This is a genomic window from Pseudomonas antarctica, from assembly GCF_001647715.1.
Taxonomy (GTDB): Bacteria; Pseudomonadota; Gammaproteobacteria; order Pseudomonadales; family Pseudomonadaceae; genus Aquipseudomonas; species Aquipseudomonas antarctica_A.
Genome location: NZ_CP015600.1, coordinates 3413414 through 3434469, shown reverse-complemented (window position 1 = coordinate 3434469; position 21056 = coordinate 3413414). Strand labels below are relative to the sequence as shown.

At 60.0% G+C, this 21056-nt stretch carries 23 protein-coding genes and 1 tRNA gene; 12 read left to right on the top strand and 12 right to left on the bottom strand.

The features are described 5' to 3' along the window. Positions 1-6 precede the first annotated feature (6 nt). The 8 genes from glgA to A7J50_RS15480 form a co-directional block, all read right to left on the bottom strand. The gene (glgA, locus tag A7J50_RS15515; RefSeq protein WP_082895900.1) at positions 7-1563 is read right to left on the bottom strand and encodes a glycogen synthase GlgA; all 1557 of its coding nucleotides are present in this window, start codon (positions 1561-1563) and stop codon (positions 7-9) included. A gap of 434 nt (positions 1564-1997) precedes the next feature. Continuing rightward, positions 1998-2951, bottom strand: a complete 954-nt coding sequence (locus A7J50_RS15510; protein ID WP_064452604.1) for a D-2-hydroxyacid dehydrogenase family protein — start codon at positions 2949-2951, stop codon at positions 1998-2000. A gap of 26 nt (positions 2952-2977) precedes the next feature. Then, positions 2978-3991: an alpha/beta fold hydrolase gene (locus A7J50_RS15505; RefSeq protein ID WP_064452603.1), complete on the bottom strand. Its 1014-nt coding sequence runs from the start codon at positions 3989-3991 to the stop codon at positions 2978-2980. Between the two features lie 124 nt (positions 3992-4115). Further along, complete coding sequence (locus tag A7J50_RS15500) at positions 4116-4556, bottom strand: YqaA family protein (protein WP_064452602.1); 441 nt, start codon at positions 4554-4556, stop codon at positions 4116-4118. 3 nt (positions 4557-4559) lie between these two features. Beyond that, positions 4560-5006: a DUF411 domain-containing protein gene (locus A7J50_RS15495; RefSeq protein WP_064452601.1), complete on the bottom strand. Its 447-nt coding sequence runs from the start codon at positions 5004-5006 to the stop codon at positions 4560-4562. Between the two features lie 80 nt (positions 5007-5086). Then, positions 5087-5545, bottom strand: coding sequence for an SRPBCC family protein (locus A7J50_RS15490; RefSeq protein WP_064452600.1), 459 nt, complete (start codon positions 5543-5545; stop codon positions 5087-5089). Between the two features lie 94 nt (positions 5546-5639). Next, a complete protein-coding gene (locus tag A7J50_RS15485) occupies positions 5640-7634 on the bottom strand; it encodes a methyl-accepting chemotaxis protein (RefSeq protein WP_064452599.1) in 1995 nt (664 codons plus the stop codon). A 144-nt stretch (positions 7635-7778) separates the two neighbouring features. Then, the gene (locus A7J50_RS15480; RefSeq protein ID WP_064452598.1) at positions 7779-8774 is read right to left on the bottom strand and encodes an aldo/keto reductase; all 996 of its coding nucleotides are present in this window, start codon (positions 8772-8774) and stop codon (positions 7779-7781) included. 117 nt (positions 8775-8891) lie between these two features. Between A7J50_RS15480 and A7J50_RS15475 the strand changes: the two genes are divergently transcribed. Continuing rightward, complete coding sequence (locus tag A7J50_RS15475) at positions 8892-9800, top strand: LysR family transcriptional regulator (protein ID WP_064452597.1); 909 nt, start codon at positions 8892-8894, stop codon at positions 9798-9800. On the opposite strand, the gene A7J50_RS15470 is transcribed toward A7J50_RS15475, so the two are convergent. Beyond that, entirely contained in the window at positions 9797-10702 is a 906-nt protein-coding gene (locus tag A7J50_RS15470; RefSeq protein ID WP_064452596.1) for an AraC family transcriptional regulator, read from the bottom strand. The two genes, A7J50_RS15475 and A7J50_RS15470, sit on opposite strands and share 4 nt — an antisense overlap. A 102-nt stretch (positions 10703-10804) precedes the next feature. Between A7J50_RS15470 and A7J50_RS15465 the strand changes: the two genes are divergently transcribed. From A7J50_RS15465 to A7J50_RS15445, 5 genes are read left to right on the top strand one after another with little or no spacing between them, the layout of a single operon-like run. Next, the gene (locus tag A7J50_RS15465; protein WP_053255879.1) at positions 10805-11365 is read left to right on the top strand and encodes a carboxymuconolactone decarboxylase family protein; all 561 of its coding nucleotides are present in this window, start codon (positions 10805-10807) and stop codon (positions 11363-11365) included. A gap of 40 nt (positions 11366-11405) precedes the next feature. Further along, a complete protein-coding gene (locus A7J50_RS15460) occupies positions 11406-12467 on the top strand; it encodes an acyl-CoA dehydrogenase family protein (protein WP_064452595.1) in 1062 nt (353 codons plus the stop codon). Further along, the gene (locus A7J50_RS15455; protein ID WP_064452594.1) at positions 12464-13267 is read left to right on the top strand and encodes an ABC transporter ATP-binding protein; all 804 of its coding nucleotides are present in this window, start codon (positions 12464-12466) and stop codon (positions 13265-13267) included. Before A7J50_RS15460 ends, A7J50_RS15455 begins: the two co-directional genes overlap by 4 nt. Beyond that, positions 13254-14453, top strand: coding sequence for an ABC transporter substrate-binding protein (locus tag A7J50_RS15450; RefSeq protein ID WP_064452593.1), 1200 nt, complete (start codon positions 13254-13256; stop codon positions 14451-14453). Before A7J50_RS15455 ends, A7J50_RS15450 begins: the two co-directional genes overlap by 14 nt. 17 nt (positions 14454-14470) lie before the next feature. Beyond that, complete coding sequence (locus tag A7J50_RS15445; RefSeq protein ID WP_167353731.1) at positions 14471-15220, top strand: ABC transporter permease; 750 nt, start codon at positions 14471-14473, stop codon at positions 15218-15220. A 48-nt stretch (positions 15221-15268) separates the two neighbouring features. Here the strand turns inward: A7J50_RS15445 and A7J50_RS31650 are convergent, their stop codons facing one another. Beyond that, positions 15269-15406: a hypothetical protein gene (locus A7J50_RS31650; RefSeq protein ID WP_167353702.1), complete on the bottom strand. Its 138-nt coding sequence runs from the start codon at positions 15404-15406 to the stop codon at positions 15269-15271. 172 nt (positions 15407-15578) lie between these two features. Here A7J50_RS31650 and A7J50_RS15440 point away from each other — a divergent pair, with 172 nt between their 5' ends. Beyond that, positions 15579-15773, top strand: a complete 195-nt coding sequence (locus A7J50_RS15440) for a hypothetical protein (protein ID WP_053255884.1) — start codon at positions 15579-15581, stop codon at positions 15771-15773. Between the two features lie 27 nt (positions 15774-15800). Here the strand turns inward: A7J50_RS15440 and A7J50_RS15435 are convergent, their stop codons facing one another. After that, positions 15801-16193, bottom strand: coding sequence for a hypothetical protein (locus A7J50_RS15435; protein WP_064452591.1), 393 nt, complete (start codon positions 16191-16193; stop codon positions 15801-15803). Between the two features lie 241 nt (positions 16194-16434). Here A7J50_RS15435 and A7J50_RS15430 point away from each other — a divergent pair, with 241 nt between their 5' ends. From A7J50_RS15430 to arr, 5 genes are all read left to right on the top strand, one after another. Beyond that, positions 16435-18714 carry an acylase gene (locus tag A7J50_RS15430; RefSeq protein WP_064452590.1) on the top strand — a complete coding sequence of 760 codons (2280 nt, stop codon included), beginning with the start codon at positions 16435-16437 and terminating at the stop codon, positions 18712-18714. A gap of 212 nt (positions 18715-18926) precedes the next feature. Then, a tRNA-Cys gene (locus tag A7J50_RS15425) sits at positions 18927-19000 on the top strand. Between the two features lie 134 nt (positions 19001-19134). Then, the gene (locus A7J50_RS15420) at positions 19135-19428 is read left to right on the top strand and encodes a hypothetical protein (RefSeq protein ID WP_156526285.1); all 294 of its coding nucleotides are present in this window, start codon (positions 19135-19137) and stop codon (positions 19426-19428) included. Between the two features lie 147 nt (positions 19429-19575). After that, positions 19576-19917 (top strand): hypothetical protein, encoded by a 342-nt coding sequence (locus A7J50_RS15415; protein WP_237140849.1) that lies wholly within the window; start codon positions 19576-19578, stop codon positions 19915-19917. A gap of 90 nt (positions 19918-20007) precedes the next feature. Then, complete coding sequence (arr, locus tag A7J50_RS15410; protein WP_064452587.1) at positions 20008-20424, top strand: NAD(+)--rifampin ADP-ribosyltransferase; 417 nt, start codon at positions 20008-20010, stop codon at positions 20422-20424. Positions 20425-20795: 371 nt separating this feature from the next. Here arr and A7J50_RS15405 read toward each other — a convergent pair whose 3' ends face one another. Then, complete coding sequence (locus tag A7J50_RS15405; RefSeq protein WP_064452586.1) at positions 20796-21050, bottom strand: hypothetical protein; 255 nt, start codon at positions 21048-21050, stop codon at positions 20796-20798. Between the last annotated feature and the right edge of the window lie 6 nt (positions 21051-21056).

Genomic DNA, 21056 nt, shown 5'->3' with positions numbered 1-21056 from the left:
CCTTGATTATTTAGCCGATTTCCCCAGCGCCTTGGCGACAAGCTGTTCGTACAGTTCGGCGTAGGGTTCTACCGCCTGGCACCAGTTGAAAGGTTGAGTCATGGCGCGGCTGCGCATGGCATTGAGCAGGCCTTTGTTGGCAAATACCCTGAACGCGCGGCTCAACGCTTCTTCGTAGCTCTGTGCGGTGGATTCATTGAACAGGAACCCGGTGACGCCATTTTCAATGGTGTCCGCCAGGCCGCCGGTATTGCGCGCCACCGGCAACGAGCCGAAGCGTTGCGCGTACATCTGGCTCAGGCCGCACGGTTCATAGCGCGAAGGCATCAGCAGGAAGTCGCTGCCAGCGAACATGCGCCGCGCATCTGTTTCGTTGAAGCCGATGCGTACGCCGATTTGGCCGGGGAAGCGCAAGGCCAGTTCACGCATGGCTTGCTCTTCTTCCGGCTCGCCGCGGCCGATAATCGCGATTTGGCCACCGTTTTCGACGATATAACTGCTGACCGCTTCGGTGAGGTCCAGGCCTTTTTGATACACCAGGCGCGAGACCACAGCGAACAGTGGACCGGTGGAGTCGGCCAGGCCGAACAACTCACGCACGTGGGCGGCGTTAATGCCTTTGCCTTCCCAGTCACCGATATTGAAGTTATGGGTCAGGTGCGTGTCGGTAGAGGTTTCCCAGCTTTCATCGATACCATTGGGAATGCCGCTGAGCAGACCTTGCTGGGTCTTGCTGGCCAGGAAACCATCAAGGCCACAGCCGAATTCCGGGGTGGTGATTTCCTGGGCGTAGGTCGCGCTCACGGTGGTGATATGGCTGGAGTACGCCATGCCCGCCTTGAGGAATGACATTTTGCCGTAGAACTCCATGCCTTCCTGTTGCAGGGCATGCGGCGGGATACCCAGCTCAGGCGTGGAGGCCAGGCTGACCACACCTTGATAGGCGAGGTTATGAATGGTGAACAGGGTAGGCGTACGCGACCCGCGCCAGTGCATATAGGCAGGCGCCAGCCCGGCAGGCCAGTCGTGGGCATGCACCAGGTCAGGGCACCAGTGGATCTGTGCCAGGTTGGCGGCGATGTCGGCGGCGGCCAGGCCCAGGCGGGCGAAGCGAATATGGTTGTCCGGCCAGTCACGGCCGTTATTGGCGCCGTACGGCGTACCTTCACGCTCATAGAGCTCAGGGCAGATCAATACGTAGATGACCAGACCGTCCTTGAGGTCCATGCGCCCGATCTTGCAGGGCGGCAATGCAGCGTGACCGCCCAGCTCGCCGATGATATGGATCGGGTTGTCGCTTTCCATCACCTGCGGATAGCCCGGAATCAACACCCGCACATCATGCAGGTGGGCCATGGCGCGGGGCAGGGCGGCGGACACGTCGCCCAGGCCGCCGGTTTTGACCAGGTCGGCGAATTCCGAGGTCACAAACAGGACTTTCTTGCGATTAGGGTTCTGACTCACGATCGGCCGCACAGTGTTGGGCAGGTCGGCCAACGTAGTCGGTCCCCCTGCCGGCTGACTAAAACGCTCTCCCTGAGTATCTACAGCGGCACTGATCATAGTTCTCTCCCACATATTTGGTTGGCTAATGGCCCGCTGCCATCGGCTCCGATTGGCCACATCCTGCGGCCAGGCGCACAAGCACTGTACAAACTGGCAAGGCGTATGCCAGTTGCACTCATTGCTGAAAAAGATTGGATGGACGGGCATTTGGTGTGAGCCGCGTGCACTCGCCTCCCTTAAAAACTGGACCTATGGCAGAGTTGGAAAGTTTCGATTTTTTGCGGGGTTTTTGTTTTGGAACGGACCCATCGGTCATGAGTCTAGGCGAGATCCCAGAGCCTGTACGGTTTATGTGGGAATTTTGTAGGACAAAAAAGTTGTAACGATATGCAAGGTTTGAAACGCGCGCTGATTGAGGGGATCAGCGCGGTGGTTGTAGCGAGGGAGCAAGTCCGCTCTCCACAGGAGTGCGTATGCCCTCGATTGGTGCGTCAGCCAAGCACGCGAATGGGCGCGGCTTTTGCCCACGCCTGAATATCCTCGATCATCTGCTGATAGAACTGCCGATAATTCTGCTCGCTCACATAACCGACATGAGGGGTCGCCAAGACATTCGGCAAACGGCGGAACGGATGATCAGCCGGTAGCGGCTCTTCGCCATATACGTCCAGGGCAGCCCCCGCCAATCGACCCGCTTGCAGCGCCTGCACCAGGGCCTGCTCATCCACAATCGGCCCGCGCGCCGTATTGACCAGGCGCGCGCTCGGTTTCATCCAGCTCAATGCCTGGGCATCCACCAGGCCGCGACTGCGATCGCTGAGTACGAGGTGTACGGTCAGGATATCCGCCTGCTCAAACAGTTCACGCTTGCTGACCCAGGTGACGCCTGACTCGGCAGCACGTTCAGGGGTGAGGTTTTCACTCCAGGCAATCACCCGCATGCCGAACACCTGGGCAAACTGCGCGACCTTCTGGCCAATGCTGCCCAGCCCGAGCACGCCCAGGGTTTTGCCATACAGATCACCACCCAGGCCAACCTGCCATCCACCCTCTCGCAGCGAGTTGGCTTCGGCCAGCAGGTTGCGGGTAGAGGCCATGATCAATGCCCAGGTCAGTTCCGGCGCCGCCTGCTTATAGCTGTCGGTGCCACAGACCTGGATGCCCAGCGCCTTGGCGGCAGGGATGTCGATGGCGGCATTGCGCATGCCGCCGGTCACCAGCAGTTTCAGATTGGGCAAACCTTGCAGCAGGGCTTTATCGAAGGTGGAGCGCTCGCGCATAATGCAAATAACCTCGAACCCCTTCAAACGCTCGACCATCGTGGCGGTATCCGCCGGGTAGTCGTGAAGAAAATGCACTTCGCCGACTGATGCAAGAACCGACCAATCCACTACGCCACTGGCCACATTTTGCCAATCATCAATGACTGCGATCTGTACCGACATTCACGAGTGCCTCGAAAAAGGTTGGATTAAAGGGCGTTCAAGCCCTGCAACAGCGCTTTGTGAAACCGAGCCGGTTCTTCCATCTGTGGTGCATGCCCCAGGCCCGGGAATTCAACCAGGGTGGCGTGGGGGATCAGCTTGGCCACTTGTTTGCCGAGCACGTCGTAGTGACCGAGCTTGGCCTTGACCGCAGGCGGTGCGATATCGCTGCCGATGGCGGTGGTGTCGGCCGTGCCGATCAGCAGCAGGGTGGGCATCTGCAAGTCCTTGAACTCGTAGTACACCGGCTGGGTGAAGATCATGTCGTAAATCAACGCCGAGTTCCAGGCGACCTGGGTATGCCCCGGCCCCTTATTCAAGCCGGCGAGCATGTCGACCCAGCGCTCGTATTCAGGCTTCCAGCGCCCGACGTAATAGGTGTTGAGTTCATAGTGGCGGATGCCGTCGGCGCTGAGTTTCAGCTCACGCTCATACCATTGGTCGACGCTGCGGTAGGGCACGCCCAGGGCTTTCCAATCTTCCAGGCCGATGGGGTTCACAAGCCCCAGTTGCTCGGTTTGCGCCGGATAGAGCAGCGCGTAACGGGTGGCGAGCATGCCGCCCGTGGAGTGGCCGACGAGGGTGGCCTTTTGAATGCCGAGGTGTTCAAGCAGTTGGTGGGTGTTGATCGCCAATTGCTGGAAACTGTATTGGTAGTGATCCGGCTTGCTGGAGGTGCAAAAGCCGATCTGGTCCGGCGCAATCACGCGATACCCGTCGGCGCTGAGGGCCTTTATCGACTCATCCCACGTGGCGCCACAGAAGTTCTTGCCGTGCATCAACACCACAGTGCGCCCGTTGGCCTTGCCCTTGGCGGGCACGTCCATATACCCCATCTGCAAGGTTTTACCTTGTGACTGGAAGTTGAAATGTTCGACCGGGTAGGGGTATTGGAAGCCTTGCAGCTCAGGCCCGTAGGCAGGGCTTTCGGTGGCTGCGAGAGCGGGAAGGGCGCTGCCCAGCAGCAGGCCGGCAGCGCACAGTGAACGGATCAACGTCATGGGGTCAGGCTCCGAAGGCAACAATGTCCGGATGCTGTGGCGAGGGGATTAAGCGAGGATTAACGGAGTGCGGCGAGATAGGCCGGCGCTGCGGTAGCGATCAGTCGAAGGCTTTCAACCCTGGTTATGCGGTTGCCAGGTGGTTCACCGTCAGCAGGGCCAGTACGCAGTATCGGGCGCCTTTTGCAACGGTGACCAGCAGCAGGAATCGCCAGAACGGCTCGCGCATGACCCCGGCCACCAAGGTCAGCGGGTCGCCGAAAATGGGCACCCAACTGAGCAACAACGACCAGTGCCCCCAGCGCTGATAGTGCGCGCGGGCCTTTTCCAGGTGCCGTGGGCTGACCGGAAACCAGCGCCGTGTCTGGAAGCGCTCAACCGAGCGCCCCAGCCACCAATTGACCACCGAGCCGAGTACATTGCCGACGGTGGCGATGCAGAGCAGCCCCCACAGGCTGTAATGCCCGCTGATCAACAGGCCCACCAGCACCGCCTCCGATTGCATCGGCAACAGCGTGGCAGCCCCGAAGGCGGCGAAAAACAGCCCCAGGTAACCGACGAGCATCAATCAACGGGCCGGGTAGTCGGCCACCACCACGTCTTTACCTTCCCGGGTCAGGCCGATGACCTGGTAGGCATCGCTCATTCCGTCCATTTCCATACCCGGTGAACCCATGGGCATGCCTGGCGCTGCAATCCCCAGCAAGTCGTCGCGGTTGCGCAGGGCCAGCACCTGCTCGGCGGGCACGTGGCCTTCGACGAACTTGCCGTCGATCACCGCGGTATGGCACGAACCCAGGCGCGGCGCTACGCCCAGGCGCTGCTTGACGGCGCTCATGTCGGCTTCCACATGGTCATTGACCTTGAACCCGTTGCTTTCGAGGTGGCTGATCCACTTTTTGCAGCAGCCGCAGTTGGCATCGCGATGTACGTCAATGGGAATCAGGTCGGCAGCCTGCGTCAGGGTGGTGGTGAACAGGGCTGAAAGCAGGGCCAGTCGCAAGGTGGTTTTCATGGGATCTCACTGAATGCAGGGCAATAAGCCGGGCATTCTCCCTGCTTTTTCCAGCAGGACGCGGTGGTAATGTTTCAAAATTATACGGAGGTGGTGTTTTCCAACCGATGTTTGAGCTGGTCCAGCGCAATGGTTGATAGAGCGACCATACGCTCATGCAAGGTGGCAAGCTGCAGTTCGGTCTCGTAGGTCAATACGCGCTTGAACAGGGTGCCGTCGCGATAGGCCTGCAAGAAATAGTGAATGGTGCCGTCGACGGCCAGGGAGGTGAAGACGGTTTTGAATTCACTGGGGCGGCAGGCTACCTGCACGCGATAACTCAAGGGCACGCGCACGCCCAGCAAGTCGATGATTTCGGTAAAGCGCGCGCCGAGCGCAAGTGAACCGGTGGTCCCGGTGTCGGCGCTGAGAGAAGTGGGGTGCCACTCGTGCCAGCGATCAGGCTGGGTCACATAGTCGTAAACGATCTCGGGAGGCGCCTGAATAAAGCGTTCCTGACTGATTTGCTCCAAGCGGACCGAAGGCTCAGCAGCGTGCATGACACACCTCCTGTGTGGCGAGTTTTTGCACCGTATCGGAGTTGTCAGAATAGTCCGACTCCCGCGCTTTGCACGGGAGTACTGAGGCAAATGATCAGCGGACTTTGAAGCGACTCATCAGCGCGATCACCCGGCCATTGGCATTCAACAGGCTTTGCGTATTGGTTTCAGTGGCATGGCCACTTTCCACCAGCTCGTCGACCATATGTCGGATCTGCACCATGCTGCGGTTGATCTCCTCGGTCACCGCGCTTTGCTGCTCGGCGGCCGTGGCGATCTGGGTGCTGAGGTTGTTGATATGGCTGACCGAACCCGCCATCTCGTCAAGCCCGGTGTTCACCCGTGCCGTGGCATCTGCCGCCGATTGGCAGCTGGCCTGGGTGTTTTCCATGGCGGCCACCGACGAACTCACCCCGGTAGTCAGGCGTGCCAGCATCTCATTGATCTGCGAGGTGCTGGACTGGGTACGTGCGGCCAGTGCCCGGACTTCGTCGGCCACCACCGCAAAACCACGGCCTTGCTCGCCGGCGCGGGCGGCTTCAATCGCGGCGTTGAGTGCCAACAGGTTGGTCTGGCCGGCAATCGCGCCGATAACGCCAAGGGTTTCGGTGATGCGCGCAGCATCCTGGCGCATATTTTCCACGGTGTGGGTAGCGCTGGCGACTTCGCCGATCAAGGCGCTGACGCTGCTGGACGCTTCGCCCACGACCACGCGGGAGCGGTCGGCATGCTCGTTGGCGCGCTGGGTAAACGAGGCGGTTTCGGCCGCGTTTTGCGCGACGGTGTCGGCGGTGGAGCTCATTTCGGTGATGGCGGTGACGGTCTGATCGGTCTCCGAGGCGTGGCGGACCAGGATCTGATTGGTGTGGGCCGAGGTTTTTTGCAACTGCTCAAGGCCGGAAGACATGGCCCCCGTGGCCTGGGTCACCTCACCGATCATGTTCTGCAAGTAGACGATAAAGTGGTTCACCGAGTGGCCGATGGCGCCCAGTTCATCTTCGGCACGAATGGTAATGCGTCGCGTCAGGTCGGCATCGCCGGCAGACAGTGCTTCGATATTGGTTCTCAGCGACTTCATGCGCTGCACCAGTTGGCGGATTGCAAAGAACGCCAGCAGCACCAGCAGGAGCACCATGGGAATTTGCAGCAGGGCCAGGCTACCGAGCACGTCATCACGCTGGGCGGTGATCAGCGCCGTCGGTAGGGCTGTGGCGAGGAACCATGGAGTGCCTTCGATCGCACGCAGATAGAAGGTGCTGGCCACGCCCTGGTTGTCGAACTCAGCGCGTTGCAGCCCCTGGTCGCGATGGGCGAGGGCCTTGCTGACCTGAGCGGCAAACGCCGAGTTGCCGGCCAGTTCGCTGATGTTCTTCAACACCACGGGGCTGCTGATGCGCGAACTGTTGCTGATGATCTTGCCGTCGCCCTCGACGATCAGCATCTGCCCACCGATGTCTTTTTCCTTGTTGGCCACCAGGTCATTGAAGAACCCCAGGGTCACGTCGATGGTGGCGACGCCATAGGCTGCGCCGTCACGCTGGATGGCCATGGCGCAATTGGTGCGCGGCTCCTGGCTGGCATCGTCTTTATAGGCGGCTGCCCAGGCGCATTGCCCGCGCGGCGAGGCGAGGCCGCCTTTGTACCAGCTCTGGTCGTAGTAATTGGGCGCAGCGTCGCTGTTCCAGAAGGTATTGACGGCCAGCTTGCCCGAGGCATCGCGGTGCCAGAAGGTGCTGTGCTTGTTGCGCCCGGGCGTACGCTGGTTAGGCAGCGGCCAGATGCCACCTCCGAATACTTTCAGCTCGCCGTACTGGTCCACCAGGCCGGGCAGGACTTTGTCGATGGCATCGCTGTCGAGCAGGGGAATGGTTTGGGTGATGCTGCGTTGCTGGGCCTGGACCTTGTTCAGTTCGCCCTTGATCTGTTCGGCCACCTCCGCGACGCGGTTGAGCACCACCTGCTCTTCCGTTTGCTGCAGCTTGGGTGCCACCAACTGGCCTATACCCACGACAGTCAGTACAAATAGCACCAGGACGAACAGCACCAGGAACAGGGTATAGCGGGTTTGGATAGAGCGAATTGGGGGCATGGGGTCGTCCTTACGAAGCGTTTATTATCGACGCGGCTTTGTTAGAGCTTCATCAGGCTATCGGCTTGGTAAGGCGGAGCTTTAGGTAACATCGTGCAACAAAAATCGGGCGCACCCTGAATCGGTGCGCCCGGGCCACACCGGCTATTGATTCACCAAGCCCATCGAGGCCTCGGTGTAGCGCAAACCGGCCGTGGCGCCGGCGGGGAAGATCGATGCCAGCGCTGCCGCTTCGGCTGGGCTCAGGACGATATCGACGGCCGCTACGTTCTCTTCCAGGTACTTGCGCTGTTTGGTGCCCGGGATCGGGATCAGGTAATCCCCTTGGGCGAGTACCCAGGCCAAAGCCAATTGCCCGGCAGTCACGCCTTTTTCGGCGGCCAGCGCCTGCACTTTATCTACCAGCAGCAGGTTTTTTGCGAAGTTCTCGCCCTGGAACCGTGGGCTGGAGCGGCGGTAGTCGTCGGCAGCGAAGTCCTCCGGGCTTTTCAGGGTGCCGGTGAGAAAGCCGCGCCCCAGCGGGCTGTAAGGCATAAAGGCGATGCCCAGGCGCCGGCACGTCTCCAGGCAACCGTTGTCTTCCTGGTCGCGGCTCCACAACGAGTATTCACTTTGCAAGGCGCTGATCGGGTGCACCTTGTGGGCACGCTCCAGGCTGGCGGCGGAGGCTTCACTCAGGCCCAGGTAACGCACCTTGCCCTGTTTGACCAACTCGGCCATGGCGCCGACGCTTTCTTCGATGGCCACATCGGGGTCCACGCGGTGCTGGTAGTAAAGGTCCAGGGTGTCCACGCCCAGGCGCTTCAACGTGCCGTCAATCGCTTTGCGGATGTACTCAGGGCGACCATTCACACCGCGTGCCGCCGGGTTTGCCGGGTCCCGCACAAAACCGAATTTGCTCGCCAGGAACACCTGGTCGCGTTTGCCCGCGATGGCTTTGCCGATCAGTTCTTCGTTGGTGTAGGGGCCATACATGTCGGCGGTGTCCAGCAAGGTGACGCCCAGTTCGAGGGCGCGGTGCACGGTCGCAATCGCTTCCCGGGTATCAATGCCGGTGGTGTAGAAATCGGTCATGCCCATGCAGCCGAGGCCGATGGCGGAGACGTGAGGGCCGTTCTTGCCGAGTTGACGTGTGTGCATCGGAGCAGCTCCTAGGAGGGAAAGGCCCATTGTTCTCCTCGACAACTCAGGGATAAAGCCGCTAAAACCGCTATCACTATTATAATTTTCTAAACAATCCCCGGAGTTCACCCCGCTTTGGACCGATTTAACGCCATGCGCGTGTTTACTCGAATCGTCGAGTTGGGCGGTTTCGCCAAAGCCGCCGACAGCCTGCAATTGCCGCGTGCCTCGGTGACGATCGTGATCAAACAACTGGAGGCGCACCTGGGTGTGCAGTTGTTGCAGCGCACCACACGGCAAGTCAGCCCCACACTGGATGGTGCTGCTTACTACCAGCGCTGCGTCAGCCTCCTGGCGGATCTTGAAGAAACCGAAGCAGTGTTCTCCACCCGTGGCAGCCCGCGCGGTACGTTGCGTATCGACATGCCGTCGGGGATCGGGCGATTTCTGGTGATCCCCGCGCTGCCCGAATTCAGCACGCGTTACCCGCAGATCGAGTTGGAGATCGGCCTGAACGATCGTCCGGTCGACCTGATCCGCGAAGGCGTGGACTGTGTGTTGCGCGGCGGCCTGGCCCTTGACGATTCCCTGGTGGCACGGCCTCTGGCAATGATGGACCAGGTGACTTGTGCCAGCGCCGGCTATCTGCAGCGGTTCGGCGTGCCCGAGTGCCTGGAAGAACTGGCCGGCCATCAAGTCGTCGAATACTTTTCCAGCAGCAGTGGGAAACGCTATGGCCTGGAGTTTCAGGTGGGCGAGGAAATTCGTTTGGTGGACTTGCCCAAACAGGTCGCCGTCAACAGTGCAGATGGTTATCTGGCGGCGTGCGAAGCGGGTTATGGCCTGGTGCAGACGCCGTTCTATCACGCCAAACTGCAGCTGGAAGCAGGTCGCCTGGTGGAGGTGTTAAGCGCCATCAAACCACCCCGATTGCCACTGACCGCGCTGTACCCGCCGCACCGCCAGCTATCGCCGCGGGTGCGGGTATTGGTCGATTGGCTGGTGGAACTCTGCGCCCGGCCGGGCAATGGTTTGCGCCGCTAGGCTTGGGCCTTGCGATAGGCCCCGGGTTGTTGCCCGGTGACTTTGTGGAACGCCCGGGTGAACGCCGCAACCGACTGGTAACCGACCGCCAGCGCTACCTCCGCCACGGTCTGGTCCTGCTTGAAGAGCTGGCACGCATGGCGCATGCGCATCATCAACAGCACCTGCCCGGGCGACTGGCCACACAGCTCGTTAAACCGTTTGAAAAACGCCGAACGCGACAGCCCGGTACAGGCGGCCATGCTTTCCAGGGTCCAGGCCTCAGCGGGGCGGGCGATAAGCTGTTCCAGCAAGTGGGCAAATGCCGGCTGCCGTCCCAATGCCGCCAGGCCGCCGAGCTCGTTGTTGTCGATCACTTGCTGGCGCAGCACATAGAGAAACAACAAGTGGCAAAGACGCTCGAGCAAGGCCGAGGAGGGCGCGGGCATGCGCTGGCATTCTTGCAGGATCAGTTCGAACAGGTTGCGTGCGGCGGTCAACGATGGGTCGCCGGCCCGCAAGATGATCCAGGCGGGCAGGGTGTCGACGATCATCGCCGACAGGCCGGAATGGAAGTGGAAGAAACCGCAGACCAGGCCCACACCATCGCTGGCCTCATTATCCAGCGGCAGCATGGCACGGCGCGGACATTCCTGTGCGCCCTGCGCCGTCGCTTCGCCGGACAGCCGATACTCAAGGTCGCGCAGCAGAAACACCGCGTCGCCATTGTTCAAGTGTTGGGGGGTGGATTCTGCGTCGATATGCAGCCAGCACTGGCCTTGCACAATCAAGTGGAAACTCGCGCTGGCCAGGCCATGAGTGCTCGCATGCCAGTCGCCGCAATAGCGCCCGACATGGAACAGACTGGTGTTGAGTTCGAGGCTGTCTAATAACCAATCGACGAGAGCACTGGACGAATTCATCTAACGTAAAGACTCAAGAGCAAGTAATCGCTACTTTAGCCTATTGAGGGGATTTTTTATAACCAACAGACTGGAGACATCAACCCACCAGGAGACCACTCCATGTCCCGTGTACCGTTGCTGACCCCTGAAACCGCACCTGAAGCGGCCAAGCCGTTCCTCGAAAATGCCCTCAAGGGCTCGGGTTTCATTCCCAATCTGCTCGCCGTGCTGGCCAATGCGCCGGCCGCTCTGGAAACCTACATCACTGTCTCCGGCCTCAACGCCAAATCTGAACTGAGCCTGGCCGACCGCGAAGTCGTGCAGCTGATTGCCGCCACCACCCACGGCTGCGATTTCTGCGTCGCCGGTCACACGGCCGTTGCACGCAACAAGGCCAAGCTGCCGGAAGACGTTATTGATGCCTTGCGCCAGCGGGGTGAATTGCCCAATGCCCGTTATGAGACACTCGCCGCGTTCACCCGTGAAGTGATCGCCACCCGGGGCGACGTCAGCGACGCCGGTTTCGAGGCATTCCGCGCCGCCGGCTATTCCGATGGCCAGGCGCTGGAAGTTATTTTGGGCGTAAGCCTGGCAACGTTGTGCAACTTCGCTAACGTGTTTGCCCGTACCCCGCTGAACCCGGAGTTGGCGCAATACCGTTGGGAAAAACCGGCAAGCTGAATGGGCGATCGCCCACCTGCAGTAACAAGGAGAAACACGAATGCTTGACCCAATCTTGAGCCGTTGGCTCGATGTTCAAGCGCAGGCCCTGGATGTGGGCAGTTGCGATCCACAGGAAGTGCTGCCACGGCTGGCAGAAGCCAATGTATTACGTATCGGCGTGCCGAAAGCACTCGGCGGGCTGGGCGGCGATGTGACCGGTGCGGTGGACGCCATCGCCAATGTCGCCAGCCATTCCCTGGCGGCCGCATTTGTCTGTTGGGGCCAGCGATCCTTTATCGAGTATTTGTTGCAGAGCCCCAATGAGCGGCTGCGCGAGCAGCTGTTGCCGGACTTGCTCAGTGGCAAACTTGCCGGTGCCACGGGGCTGTCGAACGCAATGAAGTTTCTGTCGGGGATCGAGGCGCTGCAAATCAGCGCCGAGCCGACTGACGACGGCTGGACCCTCAACGGTCGGCTGCACTGGGTGACTAACCTGCGCAAGAACGGGTTTGTCGCGGCCGCGGCGATCGAGCATGCCGGTGGCGGCGTGCCGTTTATCCTGGCGATTCCCGACTCAGTGGCGGGCTTGCAGCGTTCCCGCGACCTGGAGCTGATGGGGCTGCAATCGAGCAATACGGCAGCGCTGGGTCTGGAAGGTGTCGAGCTGAGCCGCGACTGGTTGCTGCACGAGGACGCGCGCAAGTTTTTGCCGGCAGTACGCCCGGCGTTTCTGGGCTTGCAATGCGGCATGTCCATCGGCCTGGCCCGCCGCTCGCTGGCGGAGGTGGCCAACCACCTGGGTGCGAGCCGCACGGTGCTGCGTGATGAGTTGGAAGCGTTGCGGGTGACGCTCGACCATCTGGTCACCGAGCTGAAAAAGGGTTTGCTGGCCGGACGGTTTGCGGCAGAGCCGGTGCCGTTGTTCAAACTGCGTATTGCCCTTGCGGAAACGGCCGCCAGTGCCGTGCAACTTGAACTGCAGGCCAGCGGCGGCAAGGCGTACCTCACCGCACACGGCAGCGGCTTTGCCCGGCGCTGGCGCGAGTCGGCCTTTGTGCCGATCGTCACGCCAAGCCTGGTGCAACTGCGCACAGAGTTGCACCGACAGGCCAATCTATGACCGCAACAGTATTGAGCGCCCAGGGGGTTTGCCTGGGCTATGCCAGCGGGCCGGTGCTGCAAGGGTTCGACTTGCACCTGCGGCCTGGCGAAGTGCTGTCGATCCTTGGGCCCAGTGGCGTCGGCAAATCCAGCCTGTTGCGCGTACTGGCCGGTTTACAGACGCCCCAGGGCGGAACAGTGCAGGTGCTGGGCGAGCCGTTGAACGGGCCGCACCCGAGGGTGGCGGTGGCCTTTCAGGACCCCAGCCTGTTGCCCTGGTTGAATCTGGAAAAGAACGTCGCCTTTGGCCTGGATTTCGCCCGCCAACCGCACGTGAGTCATGAAGAACGTCGCCGCCGCGTCGATCACGCTATCGCGGCGGTCGGGCTGGAACATGCCCGTCAGCAGTTCCCCGCGCAGTTGTCTGGCGGTATGGCCCAGCGCACGGCGTTGGCCCGCTGCCTGGCACGGCAACCGCAAGTGTTGCTGCTGGATGAGCCCTTCGGCGCGCTGGATGAAGTCACCCGCGCCGACATGCAGCACCTGTTGCTCAAGGTCAACCGCGAGCAAGGTTCGGCGGCGGTGCTGATTACCCACGATATTGATGAGGCGCTGCTGCTCTCCGACCGCATCCTGCTACTGGGCAACCGCCCGGCGCGGACCCTGGGCGAATGGCACATCGACCTGCCGCAACCGCGCGAAGAACAGGTTGAGGCCATCGGCGCACTGCGTATCGAGATTCTGAAAACCTTACGGCAGGCGAGCCGCCCTCAACCCAACCCTCTTGAACAATCGGAGTTCTCACATGTGTCTGGATGACCTCACTCACTCTCGCCGTGACTTTCTCAAACTTTCCGCCGTGCTCAGTGCCGCCGGTGCCTTGCCACTGCTGAGCAGCCTGCAAGCCCGCGCCGCCAGCGAGCCGGATGCACCGGTGCGTATCGGCTACTTGCCGATCACCGATGCCACACCGTTGCTGGTCGCGCACAACAACGGCCTGTTCGAAGCCGAGGGCATCAAGGCCGAGCGCCCCGTGCTGTTGCGCAGTTGGGCCCAGGTGATCGAAGCGTTTATTTCCGGGCAGGTCAACGTGATTCACCTGTTGTCGCCAATGACGGTGTGGGCCCGCTACGGCAGCAAAGTCCCGGCAAAAGTGGTGGCCTGGAACCACGTCGGCGGTTCCGGCTTGACCGTTTCGCCAGGCATTACCGAGGTGAAGCAACTGGGCGGCAAGTCAGTGGCGATTCCATTCTGGTACTCGATTCACAACGTGGTGGTACAGCAGCTGTTCCGCGACAACGGCCTAACGCCCGTGGCGCGTGCTGCCGGTACCGAGATTGCAGCCAATGAAGTCAACCTGATCGTGCTGCCGCCCTCCGACATGCCCCCGGCCCTGGCGAGCAAGCGCATCGACGGCTATATCGTCGCCGAGCCGTTCAACGCCCTGGCGGAAAACCTCAAGGTCGGGCGCGTGCAACGGTTTACCGGCGACGTCTGGCGCAACCATGCGTGCTGCGTCGTGTTCATGCACGAGCATGACCTGACCAACCGCCCGGAATGGTCGCAGAAGGTGGTGAATGCCATCGTCAAGGCACAGGTGTGGACGCGTGATAACCGCGAGGAGGCGGTGAAGCTGCTGTCCAAGGACGGCCCGAACCGCTACACGCCGCATGCTGAACCGGTATTGAGCAAAGTCCTGGCCCCGACCGCTGCCGACCGCGCGGCTTACCTGGCCGACGGTGCGATCCAGCACGCCAACTGGGACGAGCACCGCATCGACTTCCAACCTTATCCGTTCCCCAGCTACACCGAGGAATTGGTGCGGCGCTTGAAGGACACGTTGATCGAAGGCGACAAGAAGTTTCTTGCCGACCTGGACCCGGCCTTTGTGGCCAAAGACCTGGTCGACGACCGTTTCGTCCGCAACGCGATCGAGTCGGTGGGCGGCATGAAAACCTTCGGCTTGCCGGACGGTTATGAGCGGCACGAGGAGATTGGCGTTTGAACAACGGCAAAACCGTCATATGGCCTGGCTGGTTGCTCGGTATAAGCGGCCTGGCAGGTTTGCTGGTGTTGTGGTGGCTGGGGGTGAAGGTGTTTGGCGCGGCCGATGGCTTGTCGGCACGTTTCTCGCTGGCCGCTACCTTAAGCAGCCTGTGGGAATTGCTCGGGCGCGGTGAGCTCTATCTGCACATCGCCGTTAGCCTCAAGCGTATTTTTGTCGGGCTGTTTCTCGCGTTGTTGGTAGGGGTGCCACTGGGCTTGCTGGTGGGCAGCTCGCGCAACCTGGAGGCAGCAACCACGCCGGCCTTTCAGTTTTTGCGAATGATCTCGCCGCTGTCCTGGATGCCGATCGTGGTGATGTTGATGGGCGTGGGTGACCAACCCATTTACTTCCTGCTGGCGTTTGCCGCGGTGTGGCCGATCATGCTCAATACGGCTGCCGGCGTGCGGCAGTTGGACCCGCGGTGGCTGCAGTTGAGTCAAAGCTTGAGTGCGACACGCTGGGAAACCTTGCGTCGGGTGATTATTCCCGGCGTGGTGGGGCATGTGCTGACCGGCGTGCGCCTGGCCATCGGCATTCTGTGGATTGTGCTGGTGCCGTGCGAAATGCTCGGGGTCAGTGCGGGGCTGGGGTATTACATCCTCGACACCCGTGATCGCCTCGCCTATTCGGAGTTGATGGCGATGGTGCTGTTGATCGGGCTATTGGGCTTTGCCCTGGATGCGTTTGCGCGGTGGCTGCACCAGCGGTGGGTGCATGCCGGCTGAACGGCAAGGGTCTCGCTTTGCGCAATGCAAAGCGAGACGCGCAGTGTATCAGCGGCGTTCGTAGCCTTGGCCGCCGTCATAGCGGTGGTCGTGCCAGCCGCCACCGCCGCCGTGGGGGAAAAAGAAGCAGCCGCTCATGCTCAGCATGATCAGCAATGGAATCAGCAGTGTGATTCGACGGAGCATTTTGAAATCCTCTAAAGTACCGACAGGTTCAATCAGGCGTGGAACAAGCCAAAAATTTTCAGCGCCTGTAACATAGGACCCTGCCGACCCCGCGCCATCCCCGTTACTGGGTATGAGCTTGGCATGCTCGGCGATACAAAGTGGATACATTTACCAGCTTCAGGACCCCGTCATGACCCAAAAGCAACGTTTGAAATATTCGATTCTGATTTCTCTGGTGGTACTGGGGACGATGTTTGGCCTGTCCTACCTGCAGAACACCGGCGTCATCAGCGAGAAAACGTTCCAGTACATTGCCATCGCCGTAGCGGTCACTGTGGTAGTGATCAACGGCATCATGCGTCGCAAGGTCAAGCCTAACTTCTGATTCAGGCACACGATTCAGCTTGGAGCGTCATGCGTGCCCGTTGAGTAGTTTGGCGGCCTCTGCATGGAGGCTGTAGCTTTTATCGGCATTGAGGGTGATCACGCCCTCGGTGCACAGGCGCTTGAGTACCTCACGCACGCTCAGAAACGACAGCGGGATGCCCAGCTCCAGCAAATGGCTGTGCACGCCACGCACTCCGAGGGTGCGCTGGTTATCGGCAGCGGTGAGGAGGGCGTCGATGACCTTCAGCCGAATCAGGCTGGTGCGCAAACCGAAACACTTGAGCAAGTGGCGAATGCGCTGGTTGCCTTGTTGTTCGGGCAGTTTGCCCGGGGCTTTGCCGAATGCGTGTGCGCCGCCGCCGAAATTGGCGTCGGCAGCCGGTGAATGTCCGTCCGTGGGCAGGTGCGAGTTGTACATGCAAAAAACTCCTTATCAGAGCCTGATCAGGAAAATGATGGCGCTCTTGATTAATTAGACGAACCAGCCACGGAAATCATGAAGTCCTTCATGTAGAAATTTTGTCGGTATCCTGTTTGTCACAGGTCAAACCCCGTCAATAAACATCCCCTCGTCTAAATTATTCCCGGTTGTCTGCGTTCTTACGTGGGGGGAACAGCCCCGTGTGTGTGAGGGTGTTTAATTTGACTGTGGGGTTTGCGTGATTATTTCCAACGGGTTGTCCAGGGCGTGTGTGGCGGGACTGTTGCTGGGGCTGAGCCTTGCCGCATCGGCGCGGGAGCAAGTGACACCGACTTCGGCGGATATTCGCCGTACCACGTTCGGCGTACCGCACATTCGCGCCGCGGATGAGCGCGGCCTGGGGTACGGCATCGGTTACGCGTATGCCCAGGACAACCTGTGCCTGTTGGCCAATGAAGTGGTCACCGTGAACGGTGAGCGCGCGCGGTTTTTCGGCCCCGACCAGTCGACCCTGGAAGCGCGTAACAACCTCGCCAGTGATGTGTTTTTCACCTGGCTGAATACGCCACAAGCCGTTGCCGCTTTCTGGAAAGCGCAACCCCCGCAGATGCAGCAGCGTATTGAAGGTTATGTCGCCGGCTACAACCGCTACCTCAAAGAGCAGGGCGCGCCGGCGCAGTGCCAGGCAGGGTGGGTACGGCCCTTGAACGTTGAAGACCTGGTCAAGCTGACGCGCAGGTTGTTGGTTGAAGGCGGTGTCGGCCAATTCGCCGAAGCCTTGGTCGGCGCGACACCGCCTCAAGCCACCGCCAGCGTGCCTCCCAACACCAGGGCCTTTGAACTGGCCGCCGCGCACCAGCAACGCTTCACCCTGGACCGCGGCAGCAACGCGGTGGCCGTGGGCCGTGATCGTTCATTCAATGGTCGCGGTATGTTGCTTGCAAACCCACATTTCCCTTGGGTCGGTGGCATGCGCTTTTATGAAATGCACCTGACCATTCCCGGCCAATTGGACGTGATGGGTGCCGCGTTGCCGGGTTTGCCGGTGATCAACATCGGTTTTAACCAGCATGTGGCCTGGACGCACACGGTTGATACGTCCAAGCACTTCACGCTGTATCGCCTCACCCTGGATCCCAAGGATTCGACGCGCTATATGCTGGACGGCAAGTCCATTCCCCTGGATCAGACCTCCGTCAATGTGCAGGTCAAACAAGCCGACGGCAGCGTCAAAGGTGTAACCCATACGGTCTACAGTTCGCAATTCGGCCCGGTGGTGCAGTGGCCCGGCAAACTCGACTGGGACAGCCACTACGCCTTCAGCCTGCGCGACGCCAACCTGGGCAATGACCGCGTGCTGCAACAGTGGGACGCGATGAACCGCGCCGGCAGCCTCAAGGCGCTGCAAACCTCGGTGCACAGCCTGCAAGGCATCCCGTGGGTCAACACCCTGGCCGCCGATGACCAGGGCCAGAGCCTGTACATGAACCTGTCGGTGGTGCCCAACGTCAGCGCCGCCAAACTTGCGCAATGCAGCGATCCACGGGCCGGCCTGCAAATGATCATGCTCGATGGCGCCCGCAGCGCCTGTGCCTGGGACATCGACCCGCGCGCGGCGCAACCCGGCATCTTCGCGGCCGACCAACTGCCGCAATTGCAGCGTACCGACTACGTGCAACACTCCAATGACTCGGCGTGGATGGCCAACCCCAAGGCGCCATTGAGCGGTTTCTCCCCGGTGATCAGCCAGGACCACATCGGCCTCGGCCCCCGCGCGCGGTTTGCCGTGCAGCGCCTGCAATCCCTGGAAAAACAACCGATCAGCGTGGCCGACCTGCGAGACATGGTCATGGACAACGAGGTGTACCTCGCGGGCCTGGTGATGCCCGACCTGCTTGAGTTTTGCGCCAAGCACCTCGGTGCTGAAGCGGCTGTGCTGCAACCCCTGTGCGCCAGCCTGAACACCTGGGACCGGCACGCCAACCTCGACAGCGGCATCGGCCTGGTGCACTTCATCAACCTGGTCGAACACCTGCAGCAGATCCCTGACGCCTGGCGAGTCGCCTTCGACCCTGCACACCCCCTGACCACGCCACGCGGCCTGGCCATCGAGCGCGAACCCGTCGCCAAGGCCCTGCGCGACGCCATGCTGGCCTCCACCGCAGACGCCAGCACACTCGGCCCGACCCGCTGGGGCGACATCCAAATCTCCGGCCAAACCCCCATGCACGGCGGCCCGCAACAACTGGGTATCTACAATGCCATGCAAACCGTGCCACGTGCCGACGGCAAACGTGAAGTGGTCAGCGGCACCAGCTACCTGCAAATCGTCACCTTCGATGACCAAGGCCCCCAAGCCCTGGGCGTGTTGGCATTCTCCGAATCCAGCAATCCCGATTCGAACCACTCAAAGGACCAGACTCAAGCCTTCTCCGAGAAAAAACTGCGCCCGCTGCCCTTCACCGAAGCCCAGATAAAGGCCGACCCGCAGTACCGCGAGCACGTCATCAAGGAGTAGTGCAGGTGCGCAACCCCTTGATGCCAATACGAAATATTTTTGAAATCAAGGGGTTGCAGCCAAAAGCAAATAAGTACATAATGGCGCCCATCGAACGCAACGAAGCATTAAAAACTTCAATGTATTCAATGAGTTAGAGTAGAGGCAGGGCTATATAGCCCACTCAAGTTTTTATGCGGTGAATGTCGGCGGTATTGACATTGATCGTTTGAGGCCGAGTAGCAAAATGGTTATGCAGCGGATTGCAAATCCGCCTACGCCGGTTCGATTCCGACCTCGGCCTCCACTCTTAGAAACCCCGTAGATTAACGTCTACGGGGTTTTTTATTGGGCGCAGGAAAGTTAGAGCGCAGTGGGCTGCCACCATTTTTCACTGTTCACCGTTACCGGTAGCAGCGAGCAGGGTAGGTATACAACGGTGTGAAAAACCTCGGCTATGGTTGTTGCTCATTAGGCGAGGGTATAGATATGCGCAGCAGATCCGAGCAGCACACAGACATTTCAGACTATAAGGAATTTGACATCGCTGTACGCATTACCGGTCCATCCGACAAGAACACTGACGAAGGTTTCACCGTCACTATCAGTATCAGCAAAAACGGGCACGAGGTCATTCCGACGTTTAGAGAATCCGACATCTTGCACAAAGCCTATGAGGATGCGCTGAGTATTGGAATCACGATGGCGAGACAAGAGATCGATAAGTTGGATTGAGCCTCAACTGAAAAGCGAGGTCAGGCTACTTTTTCAAAGAGAATAGTGGTGTGACCCCGTTTGCTGCTGTGTGTAGTTCAAAAAATAAAATTATGGGGCGAGGTGGTGAGGTGCCATGTACATTCGTTGCTTTCCTGAGGGATGAAAATGAAAACTTGGCCAATGCTTTTAGTGATAGCGATGCTTGCCGGGTGTACAGACAGCGGACCTATAAAGGTTGGGCCTGATACTTACACCATCTCGACGAGAGTTCCTTTCGGTGGTCCCGCCTCTGCGAAAGGCCAGGCGCTGAAAGAGGCGAACGTATTCTGTGAGTCTCAGGGACGAGAAATCATGCTTGACCATATGCAGGCGAGCGAGTGTGCATTGCACGGTGGCTGTGGAGAGGCGGAGATATTTTTCTTTTGCCTGGCCAAAGGTGACCCCCAGTTGAAACGCCAAAAATACAGCCCCGATCCAACGCAGAAGATTGAGATTGATCAGCGCTGATGCGAAGCCACGAACAGGTCCTGGCTTTGGCGTAAAAACGGGCCAGACCCTATGCTTGACCTCGCCATTCATCCTCGGAGCACCGAGCCCATGTCAAACACGGCCAGCATGTTCACCCGCCAGTTTTTTCATGGCACCCGGGCAGACCTGGAGCCAGGCGACTTGATTCGCGTCGGCTACCCGTCCAACTTCACGGAAGGTGAGCCGCTGTCCTGGGTATATTTCGCGGGCACGCTGGATGCTGCAATCTGGGGCGCTGAACTGGCGCTTGGCAACGGGGCAGAGCGGATTTATGTCGTAGAGCCAACGGGGTCAATGATGGATGATCCCAATTTGACGGATAAGAAATTTCCCGGAAATCCCACGCTGTCCTATCGTTCCGCCGAACCACTGCGGGTTGTTGCCGAGGTGACGAAGTGGCAAGGGCATTCGCCCGACCGTTTGCAGCAGATGAAGGACAACCTCGCCCGTTTGAAGGCGGAAGGCGGCGACGTCATCATCGACTGAAAAAACGGGGTCAGACTAAATTTTCAAAGAGAATAGCCGTCGTTAAAGTGAGTGGCAGGGTGTTCTGCTGATCAACAAGGAGTGTGGGAGTGGTCAGTAAAAAACTTGACGCGTTCCGGGCGTGGTTCACCCCCAAGCGTCGACGGCATGCAGGAGGCGCTTTGCTTATTGCCTCGTTGGTCGGTCCCTTTTTATACCCAAGCGGTTATTGGGTCAGCGTGATGACGCCTGGGATCATATTTTTCTTCAGCGCGTGGCCGTCCGTCGCTCACGATAAGTCTTGAAACGGCGCTCAAACCTCTTCTGTTCGAGCCCTCGCAAGCGCTATCTCGCCGGTAATCGCCGCGCGGGCCTAAGCAACCGGGCATTGTTCACGGGGCTTCTGCCCGGACGATACGGTGCACTTTGACCTCTTCTGCGTACACACCAAGCTTTTCCTGTTGAGCCACCAACAGCGCGCACACTTTCATCAGCGCCACGGCTTCATCCGGCGTTCTGCCACTTTGCGCCATGGCCGTCAGCTCAACCACCGACCAGCCGATAACAGCGGTCGCGTCTTCAAGGTCGTAAAACAGTTCCTGCTGAGCCGTTCTGGGCCCATCGAGCCCATGGATCAATTCTTCCATTTGTTC